The sequence below is a fragment of the Clostridium carboxidivorans P7 genome (assembly GCF_001038625.1).
Taxonomy (GTDB): Bacteria; Bacillota; Clostridia; order Clostridiales; family Clostridiaceae; genus Clostridium_AM; species Clostridium_AM carboxidivorans.
This window is the reverse complement of record NZ_CP011803.1, coordinates 1,079,293-1,105,559: the sequence shown is the minus strand read 5'-3', so window position 1 is coordinate 1,105,559 and position 26,267 is coordinate 1,079,293. Positions and strand designations below refer to the sequence as shown.

General features: G+C 29.7%; 21 protein-coding genes and 2 other annotated features. Of the genes, 9 read left to right on the top strand and 12 right to left on the bottom strand.

The features are described from left to right. Positions 1–18: 18 nt before the first annotated feature. Both ilvC and Ccar_RS04760 read right to left on the bottom strand, forming a co-directional pair. Positions 19–1,020, bottom strand: coding sequence for a ketol-acid reductoisomerase (gene ilvC, locus Ccar_RS04765; protein WP_007061397.1), 1,002 nt, complete (start codon positions 1,018–1,020; stop codon positions 19–21). Positions 1,021–1,133: 113 nt separating this feature from the next. Then, the gene (locus tag Ccar_RS04760) at positions 1,134–2,330 is read right to left on the bottom strand and encodes an aminotransferase-like domain-containing protein (RefSeq protein WP_007061398.1); all 1,197 of its coding nucleotides are present in this window, start codon (positions 2,328–2,330) and stop codon (positions 1,134–1,136) included. Between the two features lie 85 nt (positions 2,331–2,415). Beyond that, positions 2,416–2,613: a binding site (T-box leader), on the bottom strand. 377 nt (positions 2,614–2,990) lie between these two features. Continuing rightward, positions 2,991–3,192: a binding site (T-box leader), on the top strand. A 68-nt stretch (positions 3,193–3,260) separates the two neighbouring features. Between Ccar_RS04760 and Ccar_RS04755 the strand changes: the two genes are divergently transcribed. Continuing rightward, on the top strand, positions 3,261–3,680 hold the full coding sequence (locus Ccar_RS04755) for a PPC domain-containing DNA-binding protein (RefSeq protein ID WP_007061399.1): 420 nt from the start codon (positions 3,261–3,263) through the stop codon (positions 3,678–3,680). A 747-nt stretch (positions 3,681–4,427) separates the two neighbouring features. Here Ccar_RS04755 and Ccar_RS26040 read toward each other — a convergent pair. From Ccar_RS26040 to Ccar_RS04740, 3 genes are all read right to left on the bottom strand, one after another. Further along, positions 4,428–6,668, bottom strand: a complete 2,241-nt coding sequence (locus Ccar_RS26040) for a hypothetical protein (protein WP_007061400.1) — start codon at positions 6,666–6,668, stop codon at positions 4,428–4,430. Between the two features lie 70 nt (positions 6,669–6,738). Continuing rightward, positions 6,739–8,442: an asparagine synthase (glutamine-hydrolyzing) gene (gene asnB / locus Ccar_RS04745; RefSeq protein ID WP_048029933.1), complete on the bottom strand. Its 1,704-nt coding sequence runs from the start codon at positions 8,440–8,442 to the stop codon at positions 6,739–6,741. Positions 8,443–8,640: 198 nt separating this feature from the next. Beyond that, on the bottom strand, positions 8,641–9,588 hold the full coding sequence (locus Ccar_RS04740; RefSeq protein WP_007061776.1) for an AEC family transporter: 948 nt from the start codon (positions 9,586–9,588) through the stop codon (positions 8,641–8,643). Positions 9,589–10,116: 528 nt separating this feature from the next. Between Ccar_RS04740 and Ccar_RS04735 the strand changes: the two genes are divergently transcribed. The 5 genes from Ccar_RS04735 (at position 10,117) to Ccar_RS04715 (ending at position 15,442) form a co-directional block, all read left to right on the top strand. Next, the gene (locus tag Ccar_RS04735; RefSeq protein ID WP_007061777.1) at positions 10,117–10,848 is read left to right on the top strand and encodes an ABC transporter ATP-binding protein; all 732 of its coding nucleotides are present in this window, start codon (positions 10,117–10,119) and stop codon (positions 10,846–10,848) included. After that, on the top strand, positions 10,838–12,022 hold the full coding sequence (locus Ccar_RS04730; protein WP_007061778.1) for an ABC transporter permease: 1,185 nt from the start codon (positions 10,838–10,840) through the stop codon (positions 12,020–12,022). The genes Ccar_RS04735 and Ccar_RS04730 overlap by 11 nt, the downstream gene beginning before the upstream one ends. Before the next feature lie 154 nt (positions 12,023–12,176). Continuing rightward, entirely contained in the window at positions 12,177–13,145 is a 969-nt protein-coding gene (locus Ccar_RS04725) for an ABC transporter ATP-binding protein (protein ID WP_007061779.1), read from the top strand. Then, positions 13,126–13,989, top strand: coding sequence for an ABC transporter permease (locus Ccar_RS04720; protein WP_007061780.1), 864 nt, complete (start codon positions 13,126–13,128; stop codon positions 13,987–13,989). The genes Ccar_RS04725 and Ccar_RS04720 overlap by 20 nt, the downstream gene beginning before the upstream one ends. A 16-nt stretch (positions 13,990–14,005) precedes the next feature. Next, a complete protein-coding gene (locus Ccar_RS04715; RefSeq protein ID WP_007061781.1) occupies positions 14,006–15,442 on the top strand; it encodes a GldG family protein in 1,437 nt (478 codons plus the stop codon). Positions 15,443–15,728: 286 nt separating this feature from the next. Here the strand turns inward: Ccar_RS04715 and Ccar_RS04710 are convergent, their stop codons facing one another. The 4 genes from Ccar_RS04710 to Ccar_RS04695 form a co-directional block, all read right to left on the bottom strand. Beyond that, on the bottom strand, positions 15,729–16,994 hold the full coding sequence (locus tag Ccar_RS04710; RefSeq protein WP_048029931.1) for an ammonium transporter family protein: 1,266 nt from the start codon (positions 16,992–16,994) through the stop codon (positions 15,729–15,731). Positions 16,995–17,325: 331 nt separating this feature from the next. Further along, positions 17,326–18,360: a threonine aldolase family protein gene (locus tag Ccar_RS04705; RefSeq protein WP_007061783.1), complete on the bottom strand. Its 1,035-nt coding sequence runs from the start codon at positions 18,358–18,360 to the stop codon at positions 17,326–17,328. Positions 18,361–18,813: 453 nt separating this feature from the next. After that, on the bottom strand, positions 18,814–19,032 hold the full coding sequence (locus Ccar_RS04700; RefSeq protein WP_007061784.1) for a hypothetical protein: 219 nt from the start codon (positions 19,030–19,032) through the stop codon (positions 18,814–18,816). 191 nt (positions 19,033–19,223) lie between these two features. Beyond that, complete coding sequence (locus Ccar_RS04695) at positions 19,224–19,670, bottom strand: PaaI family thioesterase (RefSeq protein ID WP_007061785.1); 447 nt, start codon at positions 19,668–19,670, stop codon at positions 19,224–19,226. Positions 19,671–19,944: 274 nt separating this feature from the next. Here Ccar_RS04695 and Ccar_RS04690 point away from each other — a divergent pair, with 274 nt between their 5' ends. Then, the gene (locus Ccar_RS04690) at positions 19,945–20,706 is read left to right on the top strand and encodes an SIMPL domain-containing protein (protein ID WP_007061786.1); all 762 of its coding nucleotides are present in this window, start codon (positions 19,945–19,947) and stop codon (positions 20,704–20,706) included. Positions 20,707–20,889: 183 nt separating this feature from the next. On the opposite strand, the gene Ccar_RS04685 is transcribed toward Ccar_RS04690, so the two are convergent. The 3 genes from Ccar_RS04685 to Ccar_RS04675 all read right to left on the bottom strand — a co-directional run bounded on the left by Ccar_RS04685 (position 20,890) and on the right by Ccar_RS04675 (position 24,817). Next, a complete protein-coding gene (locus Ccar_RS04685; protein WP_007061787.1) occupies positions 20,890–21,795 on the bottom strand; it encodes a glycyl-radical enzyme activating protein in 906 nt (301 codons plus the stop codon). Between the two features lie 10 nt (positions 21,796–21,805). Continuing rightward, positions 21,806–24,175: a glycyl radical protein gene (locus Ccar_RS04680; protein ID WP_007061788.1), complete on the bottom strand. Its 2,370-nt coding sequence runs from the start codon at positions 24,173–24,175 to the stop codon at positions 21,806–21,808. Between the two features lie 93 nt (positions 24,176–24,268). Further along, positions 24,269–24,817: a helix-turn-helix domain-containing protein gene (locus tag Ccar_RS04675; RefSeq protein WP_007061789.1), complete on the bottom strand. Its 549-nt coding sequence runs from the start codon at positions 24,815–24,817 to the stop codon at positions 24,269–24,271. Positions 24,818–25,007: 190 nt separating this feature from the next. Here Ccar_RS04675 and Ccar_RS04670 point away from each other — a divergent pair, with 190 nt between their 5' ends. Both Ccar_RS04670 and Ccar_RS04665 read left to right on the top strand, forming a co-directional pair. Then, positions 25,008–25,451 (top strand): MarR family winged helix-turn-helix transcriptional regulator, encoded by a 444-nt coding sequence (locus Ccar_RS04670; RefSeq protein WP_007061790.1) that lies wholly within the window; start codon positions 25,008–25,010, stop codon positions 25,449–25,451. 14 nt (positions 25,452–25,465) lie between these two features. Further along, a complete protein-coding gene (locus Ccar_RS04665; RefSeq protein WP_007061791.1) occupies positions 25,466–26,188 on the top strand; it encodes an SDR family NAD(P)-dependent oxidoreductase in 723 nt (240 codons plus the stop codon). The last annotated feature ends 79 nt before the right edge of the window (positions 26,189–26,267 follow it).

Genomic DNA, 26,267 nt, shown 5'->3' with positions numbered 1-26,267 from the left:
TAGCCCCCTTAAACTTTCTTATTTACTTTGAACCCATGGCATCATGGCTCTTAATTCTTTTCCAACTGTTTCGATAAGTTGATTTTGTTCTTGTCTTCTCTTAGCATAGAAAGATGGTCTGTTAACCTGATTTTCAAGAAGCCAGTTCTTTGCAAATGTTCCATCTTGTATTTCCTTTAAAACTTGTCTCATTTCTTTTCTTGTTTCCTCTGTTATAAGTCTCTTTCCTACACAATAATCTCCATATTCAGCAGTATCACTTATAGAATATCTCATACGGCTTAAGCCACCTTCATACATAAGATCTACAATTAGCTTCATTTCATGAAGACATTCAAAATATGCATTTTCAGGAGCATAACCTGCATCAACTAAAGTTTCAAAGCCTGCCTTTATAAGTTCTGTTACTCCTCCGCAAAGTACTGCTTGTTCTCCAAATAAATCTGTTTCTGTTTCATCTTTAAAAGTAGTTTTAAGTACTCCTGCTCTTGTTCCACCTATACCTTTTGCATATGCAAGTGCATAATCCATAGCTTTTCCACTATAATCTTGATGCATTGCAATTAAGCAAGGTACTCCTTTTCCCTGTTGATATTCTCTTCTTACAAGATGTCCTGGTCCTTTTGGTGCTACCATTATAACATCTACATTTGCTGGTGGAACTATTTGATTAAAATGAATGTTAAAACCATGAGCAAACATCAATACTTTTCCTTCTGTAAGATTTGGTTCTACACTTTCTTTATAAAGTTTGCTTTGTTTTTCATCTGGAACTAACATCATTACAAAATCTGCAGCCTTCACAGCATCAGCAGATTCCATTACCTTAAGACCTGCTTCTTCTGCCACTTTCCATGATTTACTTCCTTTATATAAACCTACTACTACATCTACTCCACTTTCTTTTAAATTTAAAGAATGAGCATGACCTTGACTTCCATAACCTATAACAGCTACTGTTTTTCCCTTTAATAATTCTAAATTAGCATCCTTATCATAATAAACCTTTAATCTTTCCATTTTATATTCCTCCTAAATTTCCTCTTTAATTATAATATTTTTGAATTTATTGAATTTATTTACTGTAAAAGTTTAAAAAATTTTTTGTAGGTGCCCTTTGAAGGCACCTAGAGCTAAAATTCTTTTAAAACTTTACCTAGTCTCTTAATTCCTTCTACTATTTTTTCATCCTGCATACTTGAAAAGTTAAGTCTGAAATTATTCTTATGTGTTTCATTTGCATAAAAAGCTACACCTGGTACAAATCCAACCTTTTCATCCATAGCTTTCATTAACACTTTAGAAGCATCCATTTCTTCAGGTAAAGTTACCCATATGAAAAGTCCTCCTTCTGGATGTGTAAAGGAACAATTCTTAGGAAACTCCTCTTCCATAGTCTTTATCATTAAGTCTCTTCTTACCTTATAAACTTTATTTATTTTCTTTACATTTTCATTGATGTCATACATCTTCATATATAATGCTGTTTCTTTTTGTGACATTGTATTAGTTTGAAGATCCACAGATTGTTTAACTAATACATATTGATTGAAGGTTTCCTTATCATTTGTGCAAACCCATCCAAGTCTAAGTCCTGGACAGAATATTTTAGAAAAAGTTCCATGATAAATTACATGTTCACTTTTATCAAAACTCTTTATAGCTGGTAGTCTTTCTCCTTCAAACCTTAAGTTTCCATAAGGATTATCCTCTAATATAAGTACATCATATTTTTCAGCAAGTTCTACCATTTTCTTTCTTCTCTCTACTGGAAGAGTTCTGCCTGTTGGATTTTGAAAATCTGGAACTGTATATATAAATTTTGCTTTTGGATTTTCTTTTAAAGCTTTTTCTAGATCTTCCATGATCATTCCATCTTCATCCATTGCTACTTCTACAAATTTAGGACCATAAGCTTTAAATGCCATTATTGCTCCTAAATAACTTGGACTTTCACAAATAACTACATCATCTTTATCTAAGAAAATTCTTCCTGAGAACTCTAAAGCTTGTTGTGAACCACAAGTTACTAGTATGTTTTCTGCTTTAGTTTCTACTCCTGAAGCTTTCATAATTTGATCTGCAATTGCTTCTCTTAGTTCCATTTGCCCCTCTGTGGAACTATATTGAAGAGCATTTTTTCCATCTTGCTCTAATACCTTTTTTGAAACTTCTTTCATTTCCTCTATGGGAAACAGCTCCCCAGCTGGTAAACCCCCTGCAAAAGATATTACATCAGGCATCCCAGTTAGTTTCATTATAAGAGCTATACTCTCATCTGATTCACTTGGACCATCGCCCTTCATTCTACTTGCAAATTTGTTTTTCATTTATAGCACCCCTTTTTATGTATAATTTTAGGTCATATGCACTTTTTATACAGAAAAAAGTATAAAAAAAATCAAACCTCTTCCCATTTGGGGCGAGGTTTGATCGCGTTACCACCCATATTTATAACTTAATTTTAATAACGACTTCACGCCGGCATAGCTTACTAATTTCAGCTTGCTGCTCCTGGGTGATTTTCAACAGCTTCCAATTTGTGAGCTTTCACCTGCCCTCACTCTCTAAAAAATCTTTCACTATTTACTCTTCCCATATCATAGCATTTAGTTTTAATAATCAATTTTAAGTTTCTCGTTGAAACCTTTTTTTATAATCTACTATACTTTTTAAAACTTGTCAACAGTTTTTTTTATTCTCCAATTTTTTCATTTCTGGGGTTCTTAAAAACTGCTATGTCACATATCATAAGTTTTTATTTTATATTTGTCAATAGCTTTTTTTAAATTTTGAAAAATGTTTTTTTAATATATTATGGTCTTAAATACAAAAAATCAAAGCATATATATGTTAGCTAAAATATACTTGAATGAAAAAAATCATATTTTTATTTTTTTGATTTTTTAAATTCTTTTTCCTACGGAAAAAATTTTAAAATTTAGTTGACGAGAAAATTTTTTTTGTAGTATAATGTGGTAAAACTTAATTAAAAAGCTATGACAGGGAAGAGTATGCATATATTATATTTTAAAGAGAGTGGGAACAAGGTGAAAGCCCGTAAACATAAATTTGCTGAAAATCACCCTTGAGCTGTAAGCTGAATTTAAAATAGTAAGCTGCACCGGCATTTGCCGTTATTATCATGAAGTTAAAAATTGGGTGGTACCGCGAACAGACCTCGCCCCAGATTAGGGTGAAGATCTGTTTTTTTATTGCAAAAATATAATTTACTTAACATTAGAAAGAAGGCTTTATACATGGAATTCAAAAAATTTGGAAGCAAATATGTAGTCAGATTGGACAAAGGAGATGAAATACTAAACTCTATTACTGAATTTTGTAAACAGACAAAAGTATCTCTTGGAAACATAACTGGAATTGGAGCTTGTGACAAAGCTGTACTAGGTGTTTTTGATTGTAAGACTCAAACTCACATAGAAAAAGAATTTTCAGGACACTATGAAATATCCTCATTGCTTGGCAATATAACAAATCTTAATGGTGAACCATTTGTTCACGCTCATATATGCCTTTCTGGCAGCGATTATTCCACAATAGGAGGTCATTTACATTCTGCTGTAATTAATATCATAGGTGAAATAATTATTGATACAATAGATGGTGAAGTAGGCAGGGAATTTAACTCTTCTGTAGGTGCTGAAGCATTGAAATTCTAAAAAATTTTCAAGTATGTAACACAAAATAAGCATATTGTGACGTAAGCATATGTAAACGAAGTAACTTGCTTTTAAATGAAATATAGTAGCCTAACAGCAGGCTATGCCTTAATTTTTAAGCATTATAAGTTATGATTATAAATATAATTTTGACTTACTAAAACTACCTATGACAATATAATTATATGTGTACTCTTGAAGTTACTAGTTTGGATTTTAACTTTTATGCAGTGATATATGATAAGTGTGTCATCACATTAGCTAAATTGTTTTAGTATTATTCTTAGTTCTAAGTTTTGGAAAGCCTTAGAACTTTAGTCCTGTTTGAGGGAACCGAGTTTGACAAAGTTCTTAGGTTTTCCAAAACTTAGAACTTTAGAATAATTAAAACATTTAGCCGTGATGACACACTTACCATATATCACGGAGTAAAAGTTAAAATCCAAACTTCAACTGCATCTTTGTGTCGCATAATTTTTATATCATGGAATAAAATTTAAAATTCAATCTAACATGCTAATATGTCTTATGCATTTTTATGCATTTTTTTATTCATAATTATCATGATATTATTTTTTTAATTCAAAATGCTCATAAAAACATAAATCAATGTTAAGTCCTTTTAATTCAGATAGTAAGATAAAAGAAACGACAATTTTCACTAAATTTAATTTAATCTTAATGGTAAAACTGTCTTATAAAAATTTTAGCCTTTAAAATATACTCAGTTTTAAATAAAAAGCAACACTATTTTTTATTTAAATACTCATTAAATAAAATTGTAAACTTTTTAGCTCCTTTCAAATTCAAATGTGAAAAATCGTGAAATTCATCATCTTCAAAATCACTATTTTCAAAATAGTCCTTAACTTGAAATGAATATCTATCTTTGAAACTATTTAAAATACTATAAAATGCATCCCTTTGTTTATAATCATAAACATTTTGATATTCTTTAGTAACTGGTAAAATTACTAAAATAGGTTTTATATTATTATGATTAAGAAGTATTAAAATCTTTTCAAAAATATCTTTATTTTCTTTTATAGTTTCTTGATACATCATATTACCCTGCTTTTTTATTTCATTCATCATATTATCAACTAAATTTTTATTAATAGTACAGTTAAATGCTGTCTTGCAATAATTTTCATACTTCAAACTATTTTCACATTTTGAATACATTTTACTTAATAATCTTACTTCATTTATACTATGGTTATTATGTGTGTCTTTTAATATATTATAATATCTTTGAACCCTATATTTATTATTACCTTTTGACAAGTCATACCCAAAGCTGTAATAAGCTAGATTCATAATAACATATTTCAAATTATCTACATTAATTCTTTTTTCAAAAATATATTTTAATATTTTATAGTCATAATACATATCCTGTCCTGAAAGAGCAAAATTAAATGTTGGTTTTTTTAAATAACTAGTATCAATTCCTGACTCTGCATAAGATAAGCCAGTTATAATTGCTTCAAAGTTATTTCCTTCTATATAATTTTTTAATTTACAATGAAATCCTTCTATATTTAATAAACCCAGAATTATATTTTTCAATAAAACAATTTTATTTTCAGGAACCCACAAATTAATAAGCTTATTTTTTATTTCATTTGAAATTAAATCATCTTCTGTATCTATAATTATATAATCATAATTAATAGTATTTACGCTATTTAAATCAACCATTTTATAATTTTTATATTGCACTTCTTTATCTACAACACATACTCCATTAATTATTGACGAATTAAAATTTTCAATATCTTTTTCAATACTGTTAAAATCTCCAATCAGCATAATTTTTTCTATACTGGAAAGTTTAAATTCATTATAAGTTTTTCTAATATCATTTATTATATTAGAATATTTTCTTGTATTAACTATATTCGTTCTACTGTTATTATTGTAGTAGTTATTTTTAACCTGAACTAAAAATTTAATTATATCATCAGCAGCTTCATTCATGGTCCATTTATTATCCTTTAAAAAGTTTTTATCTATTTTTATATTCAATAAGTCTTTAAATTGTTCAATTATATTACCTTCTAAATTTAAAACCTTCCCTACCTTACTTTCTTCTGAAAATCTTTTAAATGATAACAGATCAGCAAACATTATTGGCAATCCAGCCGCTAAATAGTCCCAAATTTTATTTGGAAATGCAGTATCAAGAAATGTTTTATTTCTTTCCGTTAAATTAAATATAGCTAACCCTATATCATACTTGGTCATTTCAGTAATTAAATTTTCTGGAGAAGTAACACCTTCATAGTGTATATATTCTGACTTTCTTACTAACTGTTTTATATAATTTTCATCTACAGGACAATGCAAGTGAACATGAATATTATTTTCTGCAAGTTTAAGAAAAATTGGTTCTAAATATCTATGGTGACCTTTCGTGCCATAGAGTCCCCCTTCGAAAACACAGTGAATTTCGCCATCCTTTTTACTTAACTTCTCATAATATTTTGAAGTTAATTGTTCTTCCTCTATAAAACTGTGCAAGGTTAAAACAGGTTTATTTTTCAAATTAAATTTACTTACAGCTATATCTCTTATCATAGGATTTACATATATATTTCCAGAGCTTTTTACATTTGCAATATACTCTAAAATTATTTCTTCATTTGTTATATCCGACCTTAAAGACATCATGTCATGGGTATCATGAATTATAGGTTTATTAGTTGCTGTAAATAGTACAGTTAAATAATCAGGTTCATTAGAACTATACAAAATATCATAATCACTATTATTGATGAAATCTATCATTTCATTTATATCTTTTAATTGATAAATATTTTTATATGGCAATTTTAAATTTTTATAAACTATTGAAGGATGTGCTGCTAAATACAACATGTCTACTTGTATGCCCCTATTAGTCAATGCCTTTGCAACCTTATTTGTTCTTATACAGGGCACATTTTGAATAAATAAAATTTTTTTAATTAAATTTTCATTCATAATATACACCTTTCCATATTAAAAATGCTTAATATATCAAATTTACTCTATAATGCAAATTTCAATTCATCTATGCGTAATTATCAAAACCAAAGACTTCTCTCCAAACATTAAATGAAATAAATCTCCATTTAATCCAATCATTATCCTGAACATTGCCTGGAATATATTTTTTCATAGAAGGGTTTGCTGATAATATATTTTTAATTGGTGTAGGATATCCTTTTTTATCCTTTCTTGAACGAACTTCCTCATGTAAAATTCCCTTCATTGCATCCCTTAATATAGCTTTTGACCAGCCTTTTCTGATTTTATTGCTTATTCCCAAAGAAAAAATAAAATTAATTAATCTATAATCAAGAAATGGAAATCTTGTTTCAATAGAAAATGCCATACCTATTTTATCTTCATATCTCAAAAATGCAGGCAGCATATAGGCAGTAAGATCTTCAAACAATCTTTCATTCAAATAGGAATTATTAAATTTTTCTAATCCACTTGATGTTATTAATTTTAAGCTATCATTAATTTCTTTAGTAAATTCATACCCTTTTATATCTTCTATTTCTTGAAGCTTTTCTGATACCTCAGCATCACTGATTCCACTTTCCAATAAATCTAAAATGTAATACCATAAATAAAAGTCATACCCTGCCAATATTTCATCTCCACCTTGTCCATCCAAAATGACTTTTACATGTGGCTTAGCAATTTCAATAACATTCCACATGGAAATTATTCCATAAGCTTTACATGGTTCTTCAATATAGTACATTATCTTTTTTAATTTATCTTCGAAATTATTATATATAGGAGTTGTTTCGTGATTTATCCCTGGATACATTTTAGTTACAGCTTTGTAAAAATAACTTTCATCACATTCTTTTTCTACATATTTTGAAGAAAATGAGTGAACTTCACCTTTTGAAATATTACAAACTATAGAATATATAGAACTTGAATCCAAACCTCCACTTAAACAGCTTCCTACTGGAACATCACTTCTAAGTCTTAATTTCACACTGTCAATAAATAACTCTCTAAATTTTTTTATATTTTCTTCATAATTATCACTTACTTCATATATTGAATCCTTTAAATTATAATATCTCATTAAAATCCTATTGTTGTCTTTTAGAGAATAAATCATGTAATGAGCTGCAGGAAATCTCTTTATTCCTTGAAAAAATGTATCTTTAATCCCATCAACCAAACCAGTTTGCAAAAATATATTTGCTGAATTCTTATTTAGTTTTTTATTATAGTATGGTGAATTTAAGATTGGCTTAATTTCAGATGAAACAATAAATATATCGTCATCCTCATAATAATATAATGGTTTTACTCCAAATCTATCCCTTGAAATTATCAACTGCTGTTTTTCAGTGTCATAATAAACAAAACCCCACATACCATTTAACTCATTCAAGCAACTGCTACCATAGCTTTCAATCATATTCAAAAGAATTTCTGTATCAGTTTTTGAATTAATATTTTTCTTGATTAAAAACTTACTTAAAAGTTCCATATAATTGTATATTTCTCCATTAAAACAAATATAATTACCCTTTTGAGATTTCATTGGTTGATGCCCTGCTTTACTTAAATCTAAAATTGATAATCTTCTATGTGCCAGTGCAACTCTATCATTTCTTGCCATCAATAATCCTGCATCATCTGGTCCTCTATGCTCCATTTTATCACGCATTAAAACAATATCTTCTCTATTTAACTTTTCATTTTTCTTTGATACCACACATAAAATGCCACACATAATGAATCCCCCTAAACTATATATTAGTAAAGCTGCTTATATTAATTTTCAATACATTTTTCACAATATTTTATGATATCAAAATTCATATTGTTCGTACCTGCATACATTTTACTTTTTAATTGCATAAAAAAAGAACTGTAAAATATATCAATTTCACAGTTCTTCTTTCATTTAAATCTATTTAAATACCATTTTTTAAATTAAAGCCATATATAGTGGTATGAACAACAAACTTAACACAGTAGTAATTACAGTCATTACTGTACCATATTTATGATCTGCATTATAAGCTCTAGCTACTATAGCTGTATTTGTCATAACTGGCATAGCTGCTTGTATTACAAATACTTGTTTCATTAGCAAAGGGACTGGATAATAATAAGCCATGGCAAAAATTAATAGAGGAGATATTAAAAATCTTCCTAAAATTATAGCTATCATATCCCTACTTATTTTTATTTCACTTTTATCAACAGAATAAATTGTTATACCTATAAACAGCATAGATAATGGCGTTGTAAGATTCCCCATATATTTGCAGGTATCTAATATAAATCTAGGTAACTTAATATTAAATAATATAAGTACAATAGCCACTATAAATCCCATTAAAGGCGGTGACATTATTCTTTTTAATGTTTCTTTAGAAAATATACCTGATACAGATTTTCCATTAGAAGTTTGTCCATCCTTGCAAATTCCATAAGCTCCTATAGTCCAAAAAAATGTAGTATTGGCTATATAGTACAATAAACAATAAGGTACACTTTTACTTCCAAAGAGAGCCATGTTTACTGGAAGTCCAATAAAAATTGCATTTGAAACAAAAAACATGGATCTAAAGGTGCCTATTCTCCCTTTTTTTACCTTTATTATTTTACTTACAGCTATAGCTATTAAATAACACACTGCCATAGATAAAAAAGGAATTACCAAGCCTTTAGCCAAATGTCCAAGCTTTTCCTTATCAAAATTAGTCATTAAGTCCGATATCATAAGACAAGGTAATGCTAAATTACAAACTAACTTTGCAAAAACCTTAGATATTTTTTCATCCAACCACTTTTTTGAAGTTAATATATACCCAATAGATATCATAATAACTATACTTAGCACACTTCCTACTGCATTCATTACTACCATACTTACCCCTCCTTTGATGCCTATTATATTATGTCATATAAATTAAATTTTTGAAAGTTTTTGTCTCATTATTTATTTCTATAATCTTATAATTTTTGTATTATTTAGTTTACTTTAGAAATTAGTTCACATAATATACGGATTGTTAACCACATATAATAACTTAAATCTAATAACATTATTAAATTGCAAGTATTCGTAAAAATTAACATAATATCATTGCATAAATGTATCCTATTGCATTTTATCATAAATTATTGTAAATTTTACATTGTAATTACTTGTTTTCACATTTATAACAGCTATAATGATATTTATGGATAAATTGTAATACTTAAAATATGACAACTGGTACAATAAAAAGTATAAGTTGCAGCCTAAATATTCATTTTGCAAGCAATAGTTAATATTATAATGATTATTAACTCAACTTTCGCAGTTTTAAAAAAAGCTTCATACTACTTTTTAAATACAAAACTATATGTGAGAAAGTTGTACTATTAATATAAAAGAAAGGCAGGAAAGATAATGATAAAAGTTCAAGCATTGACTAAAACATTTAAAAATATTTCAGCTGTAGACAATATTAGCTTTGAAGTTAATAATGGAGAAATAGTTGGGCTTTTAGGTGAAAATGGAGCAGGAAAAACAACTACCCTTAGAATGCTGGCAACTATGCTAAGGCCAACATCAGGCACCGCATTAATAAATAATTATGATGTAAATAAGGATCCTGAAAACGTAAGAGGCGAAATAGGAATACTTTTCGGTGGAGAAGTTGGTCTTTATGATAGATTAACTGGAAGAGAAAATATAAGTTATTTTGCACAGCTTAATGGAATGTCAAAGGAAGAAACTGAAAAAAGCATAAAATATTTAGCCAAAAATCTTGAAATGGAAGAATACTTAGATAGAAGAGTAGGTAAATTTTCAAGAGGAATGAAACAAAAAATTTCCATAGCAAGGTCTATAGTTCATAACCCTTCCGTAGTGTTATTTGATGAGCCTACATCAGGACTTGATGTTACAGCAGCTAGAATAGTACAAGACTTTATAAAAAAGTGCAAAGCAGATAATAAAGCTGTTATATTTTCAAGTCACAGTATGGCTGAAGTGGAAAAGCTTTGTGATAGAATTATAATAATTCACAAAGGAAAAATTATAGAAACAGGGACTATAGAAAGTTTAAAAAGTAAATATAATAATAATGATATGGAAGAAATATTTATGAGTTTAGTAGGTGATTCAAATGAAAAATAATGTTATAAAAGTAGTACTAAAAAAAGAATTATTAGATATGTTTAGAGATAAAAAAACAATAATTATGAGTATATTAATTCCAATTTTAATTTTACCCATACTTTCATTTGTTATAGGTATGGCTACTAGCAGCAGTGAAAAAAAAGTACAAAATAACTTAAAAGTAGCTATAGTAGATAAAGGGAATAGTAACTTTAAATCCTTTTTAAAATCACAAAAAAATATTAAAATAACTGAATCCACTAATATAAAGCAGGATGTAAAAGACGGTAAAATTTTAGCAGCAGTAACTATACCAAAGGGCTTTGATGAAAATATAAATAAGGACATGAATGAAAATATTACATTAACTTATGATAACTCTAGCAGTGATGGTACACAAGCTTCTGAAATATTAAATTCTTATATAGAAAAGTATTCAAAGGATATAGTTTCAAAAAGATTAGAAAAAAGAAATATTGATTCTAAAATATTAAATCCAATAAATGTAGTGCAGGATACCATAGAAAAAAAGGAAAGTGGTATGGGAATGCTGCTGCTTAACGTAGTGGTACCTTTACTTTTAATATTAGGAAGTGTAGGTAATACAGTAGCACCAGCATTAGATTTAGGTGTAGGCGAAAAAGAAAGAGGCACTTTGGAACCACTTTTAACTACAAAAGCAAACAGAATGTCTTTACTTTGGGGTAAATTTCTTGCAATTACCATAATGGGGCTTATAGTATCCTTAGCAAACATTGCAGGCTTACTTATTGCAATAAATCAAACTGGTGGAATTTTTCAAAATGCAAAGGATGTTAATATTGGTGTGGGAACAATTGCTTTAATAATGATTTTACCTATAATGTTAACAATGGTTTTTGGAGCTTTAGGTCTGTCCATAAGTATTTATGCAAAATCATCAAAGGAAGCTCAAACCTATTTAAGCCCCGTTTCAATAGTAGCAATGATACTCGTTTATGCCACAATGATGAAGGATGGCAAGAGCATAGAAACTTATTTCTTTAACATACCTATTGCCAATGCTTCTTGCCTTATGAAAGAATTTTTAGTTGGAATACACAATTATACACACATAGGTATAACATTTGCTTGGATGATATTATACATAATTGCTTCAATTTTATTTGCAAGATATATGTTTAGTAAAGAAAGTGTTATTTTTAGAGCTTAATGCTCTAAAATAACACTTTTATGTTTTTTTGAAGAATCTATGTTTCATGCTTGTTAACAATAACTTTACAGTTTTGTAATTAAATTGCCATAGAAATGACATATTCATTTGTTATAAATTTCAAGTAGAGCAAAAATACTGAGAGGTGATAATCTTGATAAAAATCGATAATCTATGGAAAAATTACGGTAATCATACAGCTGTAAAAGCTATTAATTTAGAAATAGAGAAAGGTGAAATTGTTGGTCTTTTAGGTCCAAATGGTGCAGGTAAATCCACCACCATGAACATAATAACTGGGTACATATCTGCTACAGAGGGTTCAGTATCAATAGATGGATTTGATATATTAAAAAGTCCAATTCAGGCTAAAAAAAGAATAGGATATCTACCTGAAATTCCTCCTTTATATACAGATATGACCGTTGAAGAATATTTAATTTTTGTAAGTAAATTAAAAAAGGTGGAAAAAAATAAAAGTAAGGAACATATTGATACAATTCTAGAATCAATTAAACTAACTGATGTACGTAAAAGGCTTATTAAAAATCTTTCTAAAGGTTATAAACAGAGAGTTGGATTGGCACAAGCTATAGTTGGAAATCCTGAAGTTCTTATATTAGATGAACCAACTGTAGGCTTAGATCCAAAACAAATTATTGAAATTAGAGACTTAATCTCAAAGCTTGGAAAAGAGCATACAATTATCCTAAGTTCTCACATACTTTCAGAAGTAAGTGCAATATGTGATAGAGTTGTAATTATAAATAAAGGATCTATTGTTGCAGAAGGTACTCCTGAAGATTTATCACATAAGCTAAGCTGTGGAACAAAGATAGCCTTAAGGATAAAGAGTTCAAAAGCTGAAGCAGATGAAGTTATAAAGAATATACCTTATATTAATTCTATAACTGATGATGGTATTAAAGAACCTAATACTATAGATCTGATAGTTGAAGGTAAAGAAGATTATGATTTGCGAGAGGACTTATTTAATGCTTTTAGCAAAGCAAATATTCCTCTACTTATGATGAAACCATTAAATCTAACCTTAGAGGAAATATTCTTAGAAGTAACAGATGAATCAAAGGAGGTATCTTCAAATGTTGCAAATATTAAGTAAAGAATTGAAATCATATTTCCATTCTTCTGCTTCTTATATTTTTTTGTTTGTATTTTTATTAATATCAGGAGTATTTTTCACATTGTCAAACCTAATGCCTGGAAATGGCTATTATACTGATATAGTGTATTCAATGATATTTGTATTTTTATTTCTTGTGCCTATTTTAACCATGAGGATAATTGCAAATGAAACCCATGAAAAAACAGATCAATTGCTATTAACTTCACCATTAAGAATATGGGAAATAGTTGTTGGTAAATTTTTAGCATCTACTATAGTTTTTCTTATAGGTGTACTAATAACTTTTATATATCCTTTGATACTAAAAAAATTAGGCTCCTTCCCCGTAGGTGAAACCATTGGTGCATATATTGGCTTTGTTCTAGTTGGACTTTGCTTTATTTCAATAGGTATTTTTATTTCAGCTTTAACAGAAAATCAAGTTACTGCTGCGGTAGCTACTTTTGGTACCTTGTTTATCATATGGATACTTGACTGGATAGGCAGTGGATTACCTACTTCTACTCTATCTGGAGTTATTTTTGCAGAAATTTTAGTTGCTATTATAGCCCTATTTTTACATTATAATGCTCAAAACATAATTATAAGTGCTTCTAGTTTAGTTATAGGATCTTTAATAGTTCTTGGAATTTATATAAAAAATAAAAGTCTATTCGATGGTTTTATAGTAAAATTTGTTGATTGGTTTTCATTAATAAAACGCTATGAACCCTTCAATATGGGTATGCTCAGTGCAGGTTCAATAGCATACTATATATCATTTTGTGCATTTTTCATACTTCTAACTATAAATGTTATTGATAGAAGAAGATGGAGCTAGGGAGGTGAAATAGCATATGAAAAATATAAAAAATCTTTTTAATAGCAAAAAATCTAAAAAAGGCAGCATAGCTGTACTAACATTAGTATTAGCTTTAGCTGTTTTAATAGGAATAAATTTAGGTATTGGAAAATTAAATTGGAATAAGGATTTAACTAAGAGCAAAATGTTTACCTTATCTGATCAAAGTTATAAAATTTTAGATAGCTTGAAGCAGGATGTAACAATATATGGATTTTATAAATCCGGTCAGGAAAACTATACTGTAAAAACTATTTTGGATCAATATGCTGCTCACTCAAAACACATTAAAATATTGTATAGGGATCCTTCAAAATATCCTCAGCTTGCTCAAAAATTTAATAAAGATAATAGTAAAGTTGATGTTGGTTCTATAGTCGTTGAAAATGGATCAAAATTTAAGGTTTTAGACCAAAATTCTTTTTTGAATTCTAGTGCTAGCGATACTTCTAATCCATCTGCTTCAACAACTCAATCTCTTGCAGTGGAGCAAAGTATAACTTCTGGCATATTATATGTAACTTCTGACAAAAGCACTATTATATATACACTGCAGGGTCAAGGCGAAGGTGATGTTTCTTCAGAAATATCCAAGCAGTTATCTCTTGAAAATTATACTGTGCAATCTATTAATTTATCCCTTAAAGATGCTAGCATGAAAGAAGATTCCATATTACTTGTAGTATCTCCAAAGAGAGATTTATCTCAGCCAGAAGCAAATACCATAAAAAGCTACCTTTCTAAAGGTGGTAAAGCTTTATTTTTAATGGATGTAACTGAAAATGATTTGCCAAACTTCCAAGCAGTACTAAATAGCTATGGTGTATCACTGCAGAGAGCTGTTTCGGTTGAAGGTGACAACAGCTACGTTTCTCAAAATCCTATATATCTTTTGCCTGAACAAAAAAATCATGACATTATGAACTCATTGATCACTGATAATTTAAGAGTGCTCATTCCTGGTGCTCAAAGCATACAAATATCCAGTAACAAAAAAAGTTCATTAACAATTGATCCACTGCTTACAACTACCAGCAATTCCTGGGGTAAAACTAATTTAAAAAGTGACACATTAGAAAAGCAATCTGGTGATCTAACTGGTCCTTTTAATATAGCTGTGGCTGTAACTGATAAATCCATAAGCCCTAAGGTTAGTGATACAAGAATAGTTGTCATTGCCAATGCAACTTTTACTAACTCACAAGTAATATCTTTAAGTAATAATGCTAACTTGGATTTTCTCATGAATTCAATTAGCTGGGCTCAAGGAAAAAAGGACAGCATATCAGTTAGGCCTAAAAATCTAGACAATTATACACTACAGGTAAGCGCATTAAGCAGATTAACAGCATCAGCTTTTACAGTTGTTGTTATACCTGGCGTAATTCTAATAGCGGGAATTGTTGTATGGGCTAGAAGAAGAAAATTATAAAATATAAAAAAAATGTGAAGCATTTTTTAGAGGACAATTGACAGCGGACATAGGACAGTGAAGGTAAGTTTTCCTCCTTACGTCAGAAAACTAGTTTCTTTTTAAGCTTGTTTCGCTTTAGCGAAACGAATCATCAAAAACTTAATTGAAGATTTTTCGTAGCAAAGCGGAGAAAAATCATCCTTCACTGTCCTCTGTCAATTGTCCTCTGTCCTCTAAAAAAGTTGTGTCACATTATTCTTATTTTACAGAAATACATTTCCTATAATTTAAACCTAAAATACTTCTATGCCCCTAACTTTTCAACAAAGAATTCATCCTTATCATTGTATGTTTCTTGCTTCTTACCAAGTAAACTTATAAATGAACCAGTAATTCTTCCACATACAAAAGCTATTACTACATTAATAACTATTGCTAATAATTGAATTCCAACATTTCCAGTTATAAACACTGCTACTAATCCTCCAAGTATTCCTGGCATTCCATGTAAATTGTTGATTCCACATGTATCTGTTCCCTTTATAACGTTTTCAAGTTTAGGAGCTATAATACTATATCCAATTACACTTAATGCTCCAGCTGCTATTCCTATAAGCATAGCATATCCTGGAGTTGTCATATCACAAGTTGATCCAATAGCAACTCCTCCAGCCAAAGCAGCATTAGCAATATCTTCTATTTCTATTTTACCTCTGATTAATTTTGTAAATATGTATGTTGCCAAAGTTGCACCACATAGAGCAAAAATTGTATTTATTGCAGTAAGTACTACCCTTTCTGGTGCCACTATTGCACTAGTAAAAGATGGCCAAAAAATCCATAATATCATACTTCCAAGCAAAGAAAATTGATTAGAGTTTGGAGTATTTTCACAAACAGGATTCTTCTTAAATTTAGAAAGAGTTGATACCACTACTCCTAATCCAAAATATGCACCAAAGGCATGTATAACAATTGAACCTCCAGTATCAAGAAAACCTTTAAACATTCCGCTATCAAGTAGAAGCCATTCATTAAATATGTAAGCTGGTACAAATAACAATCCCATTATTATGTATTGATCCATTTTTAAACGCCCCAATGGAGCTCCTATTGCTATAAGTAAACTTGCAGCAGCAAATTCTGCATATATTAAAGTATCTATGCTTATAGTTGATTTAGCAAAGCTTTCACCACCAAAGCTTTTTATAATCACATACATTGGAATTGCTATACTTACAACAAGAAATGTTGCTGTTAATGAAGTGTATCCATGGTTTCTTACAAAAGTCATAAGAAATCCAAAACCCACAAGCAGCATAGCCAAAATATGAATAGATCTTTCATACTTTAACGTATCAAAAATAGTACTATACTGAGCAGCATTTGTGTTTACTTTAGAACTTTGGTCATTAATTGCTGATATTCCCATTGACACATTGTGATTAATACTAGGTATTAAAATCAAAGCTGCACCTATAAAAATTAATAACAAAAATATTAATAGTCCTTTTTTTTCAGAACCTTTAGGAATGTTTTCAACTACTTTTTTTGTAGTTAATTGAGCCATTACTTATCCCCCCAATAATGTTTTAATATTTTTTAACTTTGTTTTGCAAAATATGAGGCAAAAATGTAACTAGTGTGACACTTTTGTCTCACTTTTTGTATAATAACACTTTTTCTATCATATCAAAAATAGCATTTCATACTTTTATTCATTGAAAACGTTTAAATTACATGAATTTATATTACTAATCTGGTGTTCTCATACAATTTACTATAAAGGTTAAATATTCCTCAAACAATTTCCTTATTAATGCATTAATAAAAGCTGTGAAATACAAGTATATTACTTAATTCCACAGCTTTTATTTAACTTTTATCAACAAAATAAATTGTTATTTATTTACAGTAAACTTTTTTAAATTTTCAATAAAACCTAAAACTTCCTCCTCTTTTGTTGCCCAAGAAGTTACAAGTCTTACAGCAGAATTATATTCATCAACCTTCTCCCAAATGTAAAAGGAATATTCAGCTTGAAGCTTTTCAATTAACTTATCAGGTAAAATTGGGAATACTTGATTTGAAGGTGAATGTGTTAAAAATTTATATCCAGCTGCAGTTATTTCCTTTTTCAATAAATTAGCCATTGCATTAGCATTTCTTGCCAAATCAAAATATAGATCATCTTTAAAAAGTTCCAAAAACTGTATGCCAAGAAGCCTTCCTTTAGCAAGTAGTGCTCCCTTTTGTTTAATATGGAATCTAAAATCTTCTTTAAGAGAATCATTGCAAATTACAAGTGCTTCCCCCATTAATGCGCCATTTTTAGTTCCGCCTATGTAGAAAGCATCTACTAATTTTCCCAAATCAGAAAGTTCCATGTCATTTTCCTCTGAACATAAAGCAGACCCTAATCTTGCACCATCTACATATAAAATAAGCTTATTTTCCCTGCAAAACTTACTTAAAAGTTCTAATTCATTCTTGCTATATATGGAACCAATTTCTGTAGGATTTGAAATATACACCATTTTAGGCTTCACCATGTGTTCATCAGTATGTGCATCTAAAGCAGGTTTGATGTCTTCAGGTCTTAATTTACCGTCATTTACTTTTATGGAAATAACCTTATGTCCTGTTGCTTCAATAGCTCCAGTTTCATGAACTAAAATATGTCCTGTATTTGCAGCAATAGCAGCTTCATGAGGTCTTAAAAAAGCAGAAATCACAGTCAGATTAGTTTGTGTACCTCCAACAAATAAATGTATATCAACATCACTGCGTCCTATTCTTTCCTTCATTAGTTCAATAGCTTTCTGGGTATAAACATCCTCCCCATACCCTTCTGTCTGCTCTAAATTTGATTCAATTAAAGCCTTTAATATTCTTTCATGAGTACCCTCACTATAATCATTTTTAAAACTGTACATTATAAATAGCCCTCCTTTTTAATCCTAATTACTAATTTTCCTTACTTCCAATTATATCATATTATTTTTCATATATCTTCCGAGCTATTTTTTCTTCTAATTTACCAAGATATTCAACTATGATAAAAAACTTTTTATTGCCAGTAAATTCATGCATTATTTATTTTTAAAAATAAATGATAATACAAAAGTAAGCACCAGTTTTCACTAGTGCTTATCTAAAACAAATATATATAATAAGGGGGACTTATTATATTCTTTTAACTTTTGCTCTAGGTCTATCTCCTTAGAACAATTATTATTATACAGAGTAATTGTTACGATTTTGTGTAATATTTGTTACTTGTTAATGTATATTTTTAAAACATTCTATGAACAAACCACTTAAATTCAAACTAAATACATTTTCATATCATAAAATGTATTTAGTAATCCACTTTACATAAATAATTTTTAGTTAGTACTTAAATGCCTGATATATATAGATAATTGAAATGGTATATTTGTATTCTCATCAAAAATAATGGTTTTAGGATTAGGTTTGGGTACTATTTCAATTTCACAATTTCTATTTAACTTTTCATGTTCCAGTTTCATTTTTTCTATTTTATTTTCTATATCTTCTAATTTATTTGTACTATAAGTTATAGTAGCATCCGGAAAATTACGCATTATACTCACCCTTTCAAATAATTGTTTCTATTTTATCTAATATATTTTCTTAGAACACTTATTATATTACAGGGTTTTTGTCACAATTTTGTTTAATCTTTGTTACTTCTTAATGTATATTTTTAAAACATTCTATGAATAAAGCACCTGGAGCTAACCAGGTGCCCATTTCTAGTTATTACATTAATTAATTAATTAGATTGAGGAAGGCTGTCCTCAAAAAACTTCCCAGTAACAAAATATGAAGCCTGTGAGCTAATAAGGAGCTGTTGTTGTTCATCGAATATTTCACATACCGCCCTAATAATAGTTTTTCCTCTACTAACAACCTTACCAACTGCGGTAAGTATACTTCCAGTAGGTACATTTTTTATATAACTAATGTTCATATCAATAGTTACTACACGTTTCCCAATTGTTATACAGGAACCTCCCATTGCTACATCAGAAATTGAAGCTAAAGTACCGCCATGTACAAAACCATACATATTACAATGTTCATTTATAACTTTAGTACGATAGACAATTTTTCCTTCAGTAATTTCAACAACTTCAAGTCCAAGAAAATTTTCAAGAACAGGAGCTTCATAAATTTCCTTTAAATAATTTCGTATCCATAAAAGATGTTCTTCTGACATAATAATTCCTCCAAATAAATTTTCATAACTTTATAATAAGTAATTTATACTTAAACATATTACATATTAAATTACATTAACTATATAATACACTCTATTATTCAATTCTTCAAAAATATATTTTTCTTAATCTCATAACTATCCATAAGAATTAGTTTTTTTAACATCTGCTGCATTAGGTACAATCAATAGTTGAAAATTTACTAAATTATGGAGCGGACTTGTATAATGGCTCGTCTAATGTATGAAAATAATTATAAAGGAGATTAGATTTATGAAAACTAATAATTTATTAAGACCAAAATTCTCATTCATTCTTGCACTGGCATTTGCTTTTATCCTAGCTTTTCAATTTGGAGCTTCAAAAGTACTTGCTGCAGATTCAAGCGTGGCTTCTGCTGATACAGCAAGAATAATAAATGTTACAGGAGATGGTGAAGTAACTGCAACTCCAGACATAGCATACTTATATTTAGGAGTAACTGTAGACAAGTCTACGACTATTGATGCTCAAAATACTGCTTCTACTGAAATGAACAATGTTATTGCTGCCATTAAAAAGGAAGGCATACAAAATGAAGACATAAAAACAGATGATTATAGCATACGTCCTAAATACAATTATGATAAAAACACAGGAGCAAGTACTCTAGCTGGATACACTGTATCAAATACTCTAAAAGTTACTGTTAAGGATATCAGTAAGGCTGGACAAGTAATTGATACGGCTGTAAAAAATGGAGCAAATATTTCTAATGGCATAAGTTTTGGAGTAAGTAATTATGAGAAATATTATAATACAGCTTTACAAAATGCACTATCAAATGCACAAAGTAAAGCACAATCAATTTCCAGTTTTTTAGGTGCAAAACTTACAACACCTGTAAAAATAACAGAGAATTCAAGTGGAGTTCCTAATGATTATCCTGTTCCATTATACGACAAAGCATCATTAAATAATTCCTCAGCTTCTACAGCTATTAATTCAGGAACCTATAAAATAAGAGCAAATGTGAACTTAGTTTATCAATATTAATTAACATAAGTTCCATAAAACCTTATTAATGTAATACTGATAAAATTAAGGGACTGCCACATTAAGAACTTTACATACAATATGTTGTAATATTCATTCTTAATGCTGCAGTCCCTTTATACACTTTTCATATGTCTTATAATTTTAATGCTATATTTGGGAAGCTGTTTAATAACACCAGGTCTATTTATAACTGGCTACCTGAACTCCTTCATTTTCAATTATCCCATACAACTCTTTAATGTATTTTTCTGAAGGAGCTTTAAACTGTCTTGATGGTTTTTCTAGACCTAAAGCTTCATATTTGCTGTCACCATAGGAATGATAAGGCAGCAACTCTATCTTAGGCATCTCTATATTTTCTTTAACAAATTCAGCCGTTTGTCTTATGTTCTCTACATCTGAATTAACACCTTCAATTACTGGTATTCTGACTACTACTGGTACCTTTAATTCATTAAGCCTGCATATATTTTTCAATATTTTTTCATTGCTGACTCCTGTATAAAGTTTATGTTTGCTGTCATCCATATGTTTTATATCTATAAATATCAAACTCATTTTTTCCAAAATATCTTTTACCTCTTCAAACTCAAAATAGCCAGAGGTTTCAATGGCTAAATCCACAGCTGAATCATAAAGTTTATATGCAAGTTCTCTAAGAATACCTACTTGCATAGTTGCCTCCCCTCCAGAAAAGGTAACGCCACCACCTGAATGTCTATAAAATATCTTTTGCTTTTCAATTATCTTTAATATTTCTTCACTACTATAGTCATAAATTAAATTTTTTCTACTTTTAGTTGGACATTCATTTACACAAGCTCCACAAGCCTTGCATTTTTCCTGTTCAAGTGGAGTATTTAAATTTATACCTACTCCCTGAGGACATATATGAGCACACCTTCCACACTTCACACAGGTCTTTTCATAATGAGCAACCTTCTTAAAGCTTGTATGACTTTCTGGATTAGAACACCACTTGCATCTAAGAGGACACCCTGCAAAAAAGATTATTGTTCTTATTCCATTTCCATCATTAACAGAAAAATTCTGCGGCTCCATAAAGTATCCACGTAAGTTATCCATATGAATCCCCTTAATAAGTTTCATGAGCCGTTCTTGCAATAATTGCATCCTGCATTGATTTAGATAGATTTACAAATTGTGTGCTGTAGCCTGCAACCCTAACCAATAAATCTTTGTAATCCTCAGGATGTTCTTGTGCTTTAAGTAATGTTTCAGTGGATATTGTATTAAACTGCACATGAAAAGCTCCTAATGAGAAGAAAGATTGTATCATGGCTCCTAAATTACTTTGACCTCTTTTTGTATTTACCAAATCCTCATTTAATCTTAAATTTAATAATGTTCCACCTGAATGTACGTCCTGATTAACCTTTGCTGCTGAACGCATAGCTGCAAGTGGTGTAGAAGTATCAGATCCTGCAAAAGGAGATACACCTTCTGACAATGGCTCTTTAGCTTTTCTTCCACAAGGAGTAGCTCCAACTACCTTTCCTGTTGGCAAATAGTTAGAAATACCCATAAAAGCAGTGTTAAAATTATTGTCATTAATATCTTTATATTTGTGCCCTTCTTTATAATAGTGATTTGCCATCTTAATAGCAATGTCATCTACATAATCTATGTCATTTCCGTACTTTGGAACTGATAAAGCTAGTCCTCTAAGCTCTTCATAGCCTTCCCAATTTGCATCAAGAGCTTTTACTAAAGTTTCCATGTTTGTAACCTTATCTTCAAAAACAAGCTTTTTAATTACAGCAAGGGAGTTAGATGTAACTGCAAGTCCAATTCCAGTGATTACAGGACCCAGATTGTATTTAGCACCAGCATCAACTAAATCTTTTCCTTTTGTCATACAATCTTCTATACATGCAGATAAAAATGGTCTTGGAACGATCTCCTTATGAATCCTCTGTGCTACCAAAGTGGCTGTAATTGAATGCCCAATTAAATTATCAAATTGCTTGTAAAAAGCTTCTTCAACTTCTTCATAGGATTTAAAGGTTGATGGATCTTTTTCATCCAAACCTATCTTTTCACCAGTAATTCTGCTTACGCCTTTATTTAAAGCATATTCTAAAGCTGCAGTAAAATTAACATTTACTGCGGAAGTCCATTCACCTGTCTTACGGAAATGAGGAACTACACAACCGCAGTTGTTCCAATCTCTAGCATCTTCTGGTTCATAACCAGCATTTATAAGCATTTGATATCCTGCATTATCATTGTGAATTGCTGGGAAACCAGTACCCTTGCTCACCAAATGAGTAACTTCATCTAAAAAGCTGCTTGGACAATCTTGATGAATTCTAACACTTAATCCTGGTTGATGTGTTTTTACTCTTTCAGTTGCTCTCAAACACATATAAGAAAGATCATTAGTAGCATCCTTTCCTTCTCTTGTCTTTCCGCCAACTGTTAAATTTTGAAATTGATTATATCCAGCAAAGAATTCAGCAGTATTTGCAGAAATTGTCCAAACCCACTCTGATAACTTTATCCAAAAAGCTTCAATAAGTTCTTCAATTTCATCCTTTGTCATAATTCCTTTTTCCATATCTGATTTATAATATGGATACATAAACTGATCGAATCTTCCTATATTAAGTGCTAATGGATTTTCAGCTAATATTCCACCAACTTGTGTAAACCAAACAAATTGAATAGCTTCATAAAAAGTTGCAGGAGGATTTTCAGGAATTTTACTGCAAATTTCAGATATTTTTAATAGTTCAGCTTTTCTTATAGAATCACTTTCTGCCTCTGCCATTTCCTTAGCCTTTTCAGAATATCTATTGGCAAGAGTAATAATTCCTTCAGAAGTAATTATAATTGAATTGTAAAAATCCTTCTTTTTTATATCTTCTACTGAAGTAAGAGAAAGTTTTGATATATGTTCTTTAGCTTCTTTAATAATTCCACCAAAACCTTTTTTAAACAGAACATCCTGATAATCAGGTGTTATTTCACCAACTGCCTGTCTCCATTTTGAATCATTGTCAACTATACCAGTATCAACAGCCACCTTTGCAGTTTCTTTTGGCAGCTGTGCTAAAAAGGATTCTTCTAAAGATTTGCCTTTCCAATAAGGAAATATATTTTTTCTAACAAATGCTCTTTGTTCATCCGTCATAACATACGGATCTTGAACTCTTTTATCAAAGTTATCCATTTCCCTATCTACCCATGTCCATGAGAACTCAGGAGTTAATATACCACATTTTCTAAATTCACCAATAGCACCAACAATAAGTTCTCCTTCAAAAATATTAACATCAATTTGCTCACAAGTATCCTTAAAAGCTTTAGCCCTTCTTATTGGAATTGCTTCACCTTCTGTCTTCTTGTGAGATTCTGTCCAAATTCTTGCCCTTTCATAGGAAATTGCAGGCTTTGCATTGATATAATTTTTTCTTGCCTTTTCAATTCTTTCTGTAACCATGATTATCACCCTCCACTTATATTTATATTATGTTATAACATATATTTTATGTTATAACATACAAGATTTTTAAAATTAGTCCAAAATATATATTTAATATTTAATTACATTTTGAAATATAACTTCTTCATCATATGGATTACTATAAGTATGACTTTTATTAGGCTTAAATCTTAATGCTGCTGGAGAAGTAAGTTCAAATGTTTGCTCTCCTAGAGTAAGCTTTAAAGTTCCTTTTGTTACTACAATATATTCTTCTACTGAACTCTGATGAGGCGTAGAAACATGATGTGCACCTGGAAGTAACTTAATGTAAAAATATTCAAACCCTGATAAAGGATTAAAAGGAAATACATCATACAATATCATTTTGCCATCTGATTCATATACAGGCTCAATATCATCTATGGATACTGCTTTGTAATCATCATTTTCACTTCCTAGAAGTTCAGAAAATGAAATACGCAAACCTGTAGAAATTTTCCACAATATCGATATTGTTGGATTGGATTCCCCTCTTTCAATTTGGCCAAGCATTGCTTTACTTACACCTGTTAAATTTGATGTTTCCTCTAAAGTCAATTCTCTTTCAAATCTTACTCTTTTCAAAACAGAGCCTATATTATATGTTGGATCGTTCAATTCATATCAGCCTTTCTCAATGTTGTATTTTTATGTTGTGTCTATTATAACATATCTTATACATTATAGCATACATCATTTTTCATCTTTTATTAAATCAAATTTTACTTGACTTATTTTGTTAAATGTAGTATTATTTCGTTGTTGAATTAATACGATATCGAAATAATACTAAAAGGAAGTAATTAATATGAATAAAGTAAATGAAGAACAATTTCAAAAATTTGATGCTGTTATGCACAAGATATATAAACGCTTGAGACAATTACATGGGGATATAGATACAATGTTTCCTAGTGGAATAACAAGCAATGAACTAAGTGTATTAAAAATAGCTAATAAATATCCTGATGCAGCTTTAAAGGAAATTAGTCAATATCTAAATGTACCAGGGAGTACGCTTACCAGCATAGTTGACAGACTTGAAAAAAGAAATTTGGTTAAACGTATTATAAGCTCAAAAAATAGACGTTCCTATTCATTAGAATTAACACAAGAAGGTGTTAAAATAAATGAACTACATGAAGATGCTGAAAACCAACTGTGGAAAAAGGTGCTTGGAGCTTTAGATAAAGACTCCGAAAGAGATACATTAATTAATTTGCTAGATAAAATTAGTAAAGGAATAGAATAATTGGGGGAGTAAAAATGAAAAAAGCTATTGTAATAGGCGCTACATCAGGTATCGGAAAAGAAACAGCTAAAAAATTAGCTAAAAATGGTTATGAAGTTGGATTAGCTGGAAGAAGAGAAGAACGCCTTATAGAAGTTCAAAAATCCATAGCAACTAAAACTTTTATAAAGAAAATAGACGTTTCCAAAACCGATGAAGCAATTTACCTTTTAAAAGATCTTATAAAAGAAATTGGAGGCTTAGATTTAATTGTAATATGCCCTGGCATTGTAAGTCCAAATATTGAACTCAATTGGAATAAAGATAAAGAAACTATAGATACAAATGTATCAGGCTTCTCATCCATGGCTAATGCTGCTGCTCAATATTTTTCTAATCAGAATCATGGACATATAGTTGGTATTTCTTCTATGTCTGCAATTACATACAGTGATAGAACTAATGCCTATTGTGCATCAAAGGCTTTTATATCAAGTTATTTGAGAGGACTAAGAATACTATTTAATAGATCAAATAAAAATGTATATGTAACAGAGGTCCTTCCTGGATGGGTATATACTGAAATGACTAAAAATGCTGATATGTCAAAAGTTTTCTGGGCTATCAGTGCTGATAAAGCAGCTGATCAAATATATGATGCTATAGTAAGCAAGAAGAAAAAAATATACGTTTCTAAAAGATGGCGTATTTTAGCTTGGCTCATTAATATGCTTCCTGAAGGACTTAGATTTAAATAAACAATGGTAAGTTTTTCATCACATCAGCTATTGTTTCTTATTGTTTTAGCTTAAAGTTTGCGAAAACCTTAGCCCTGTT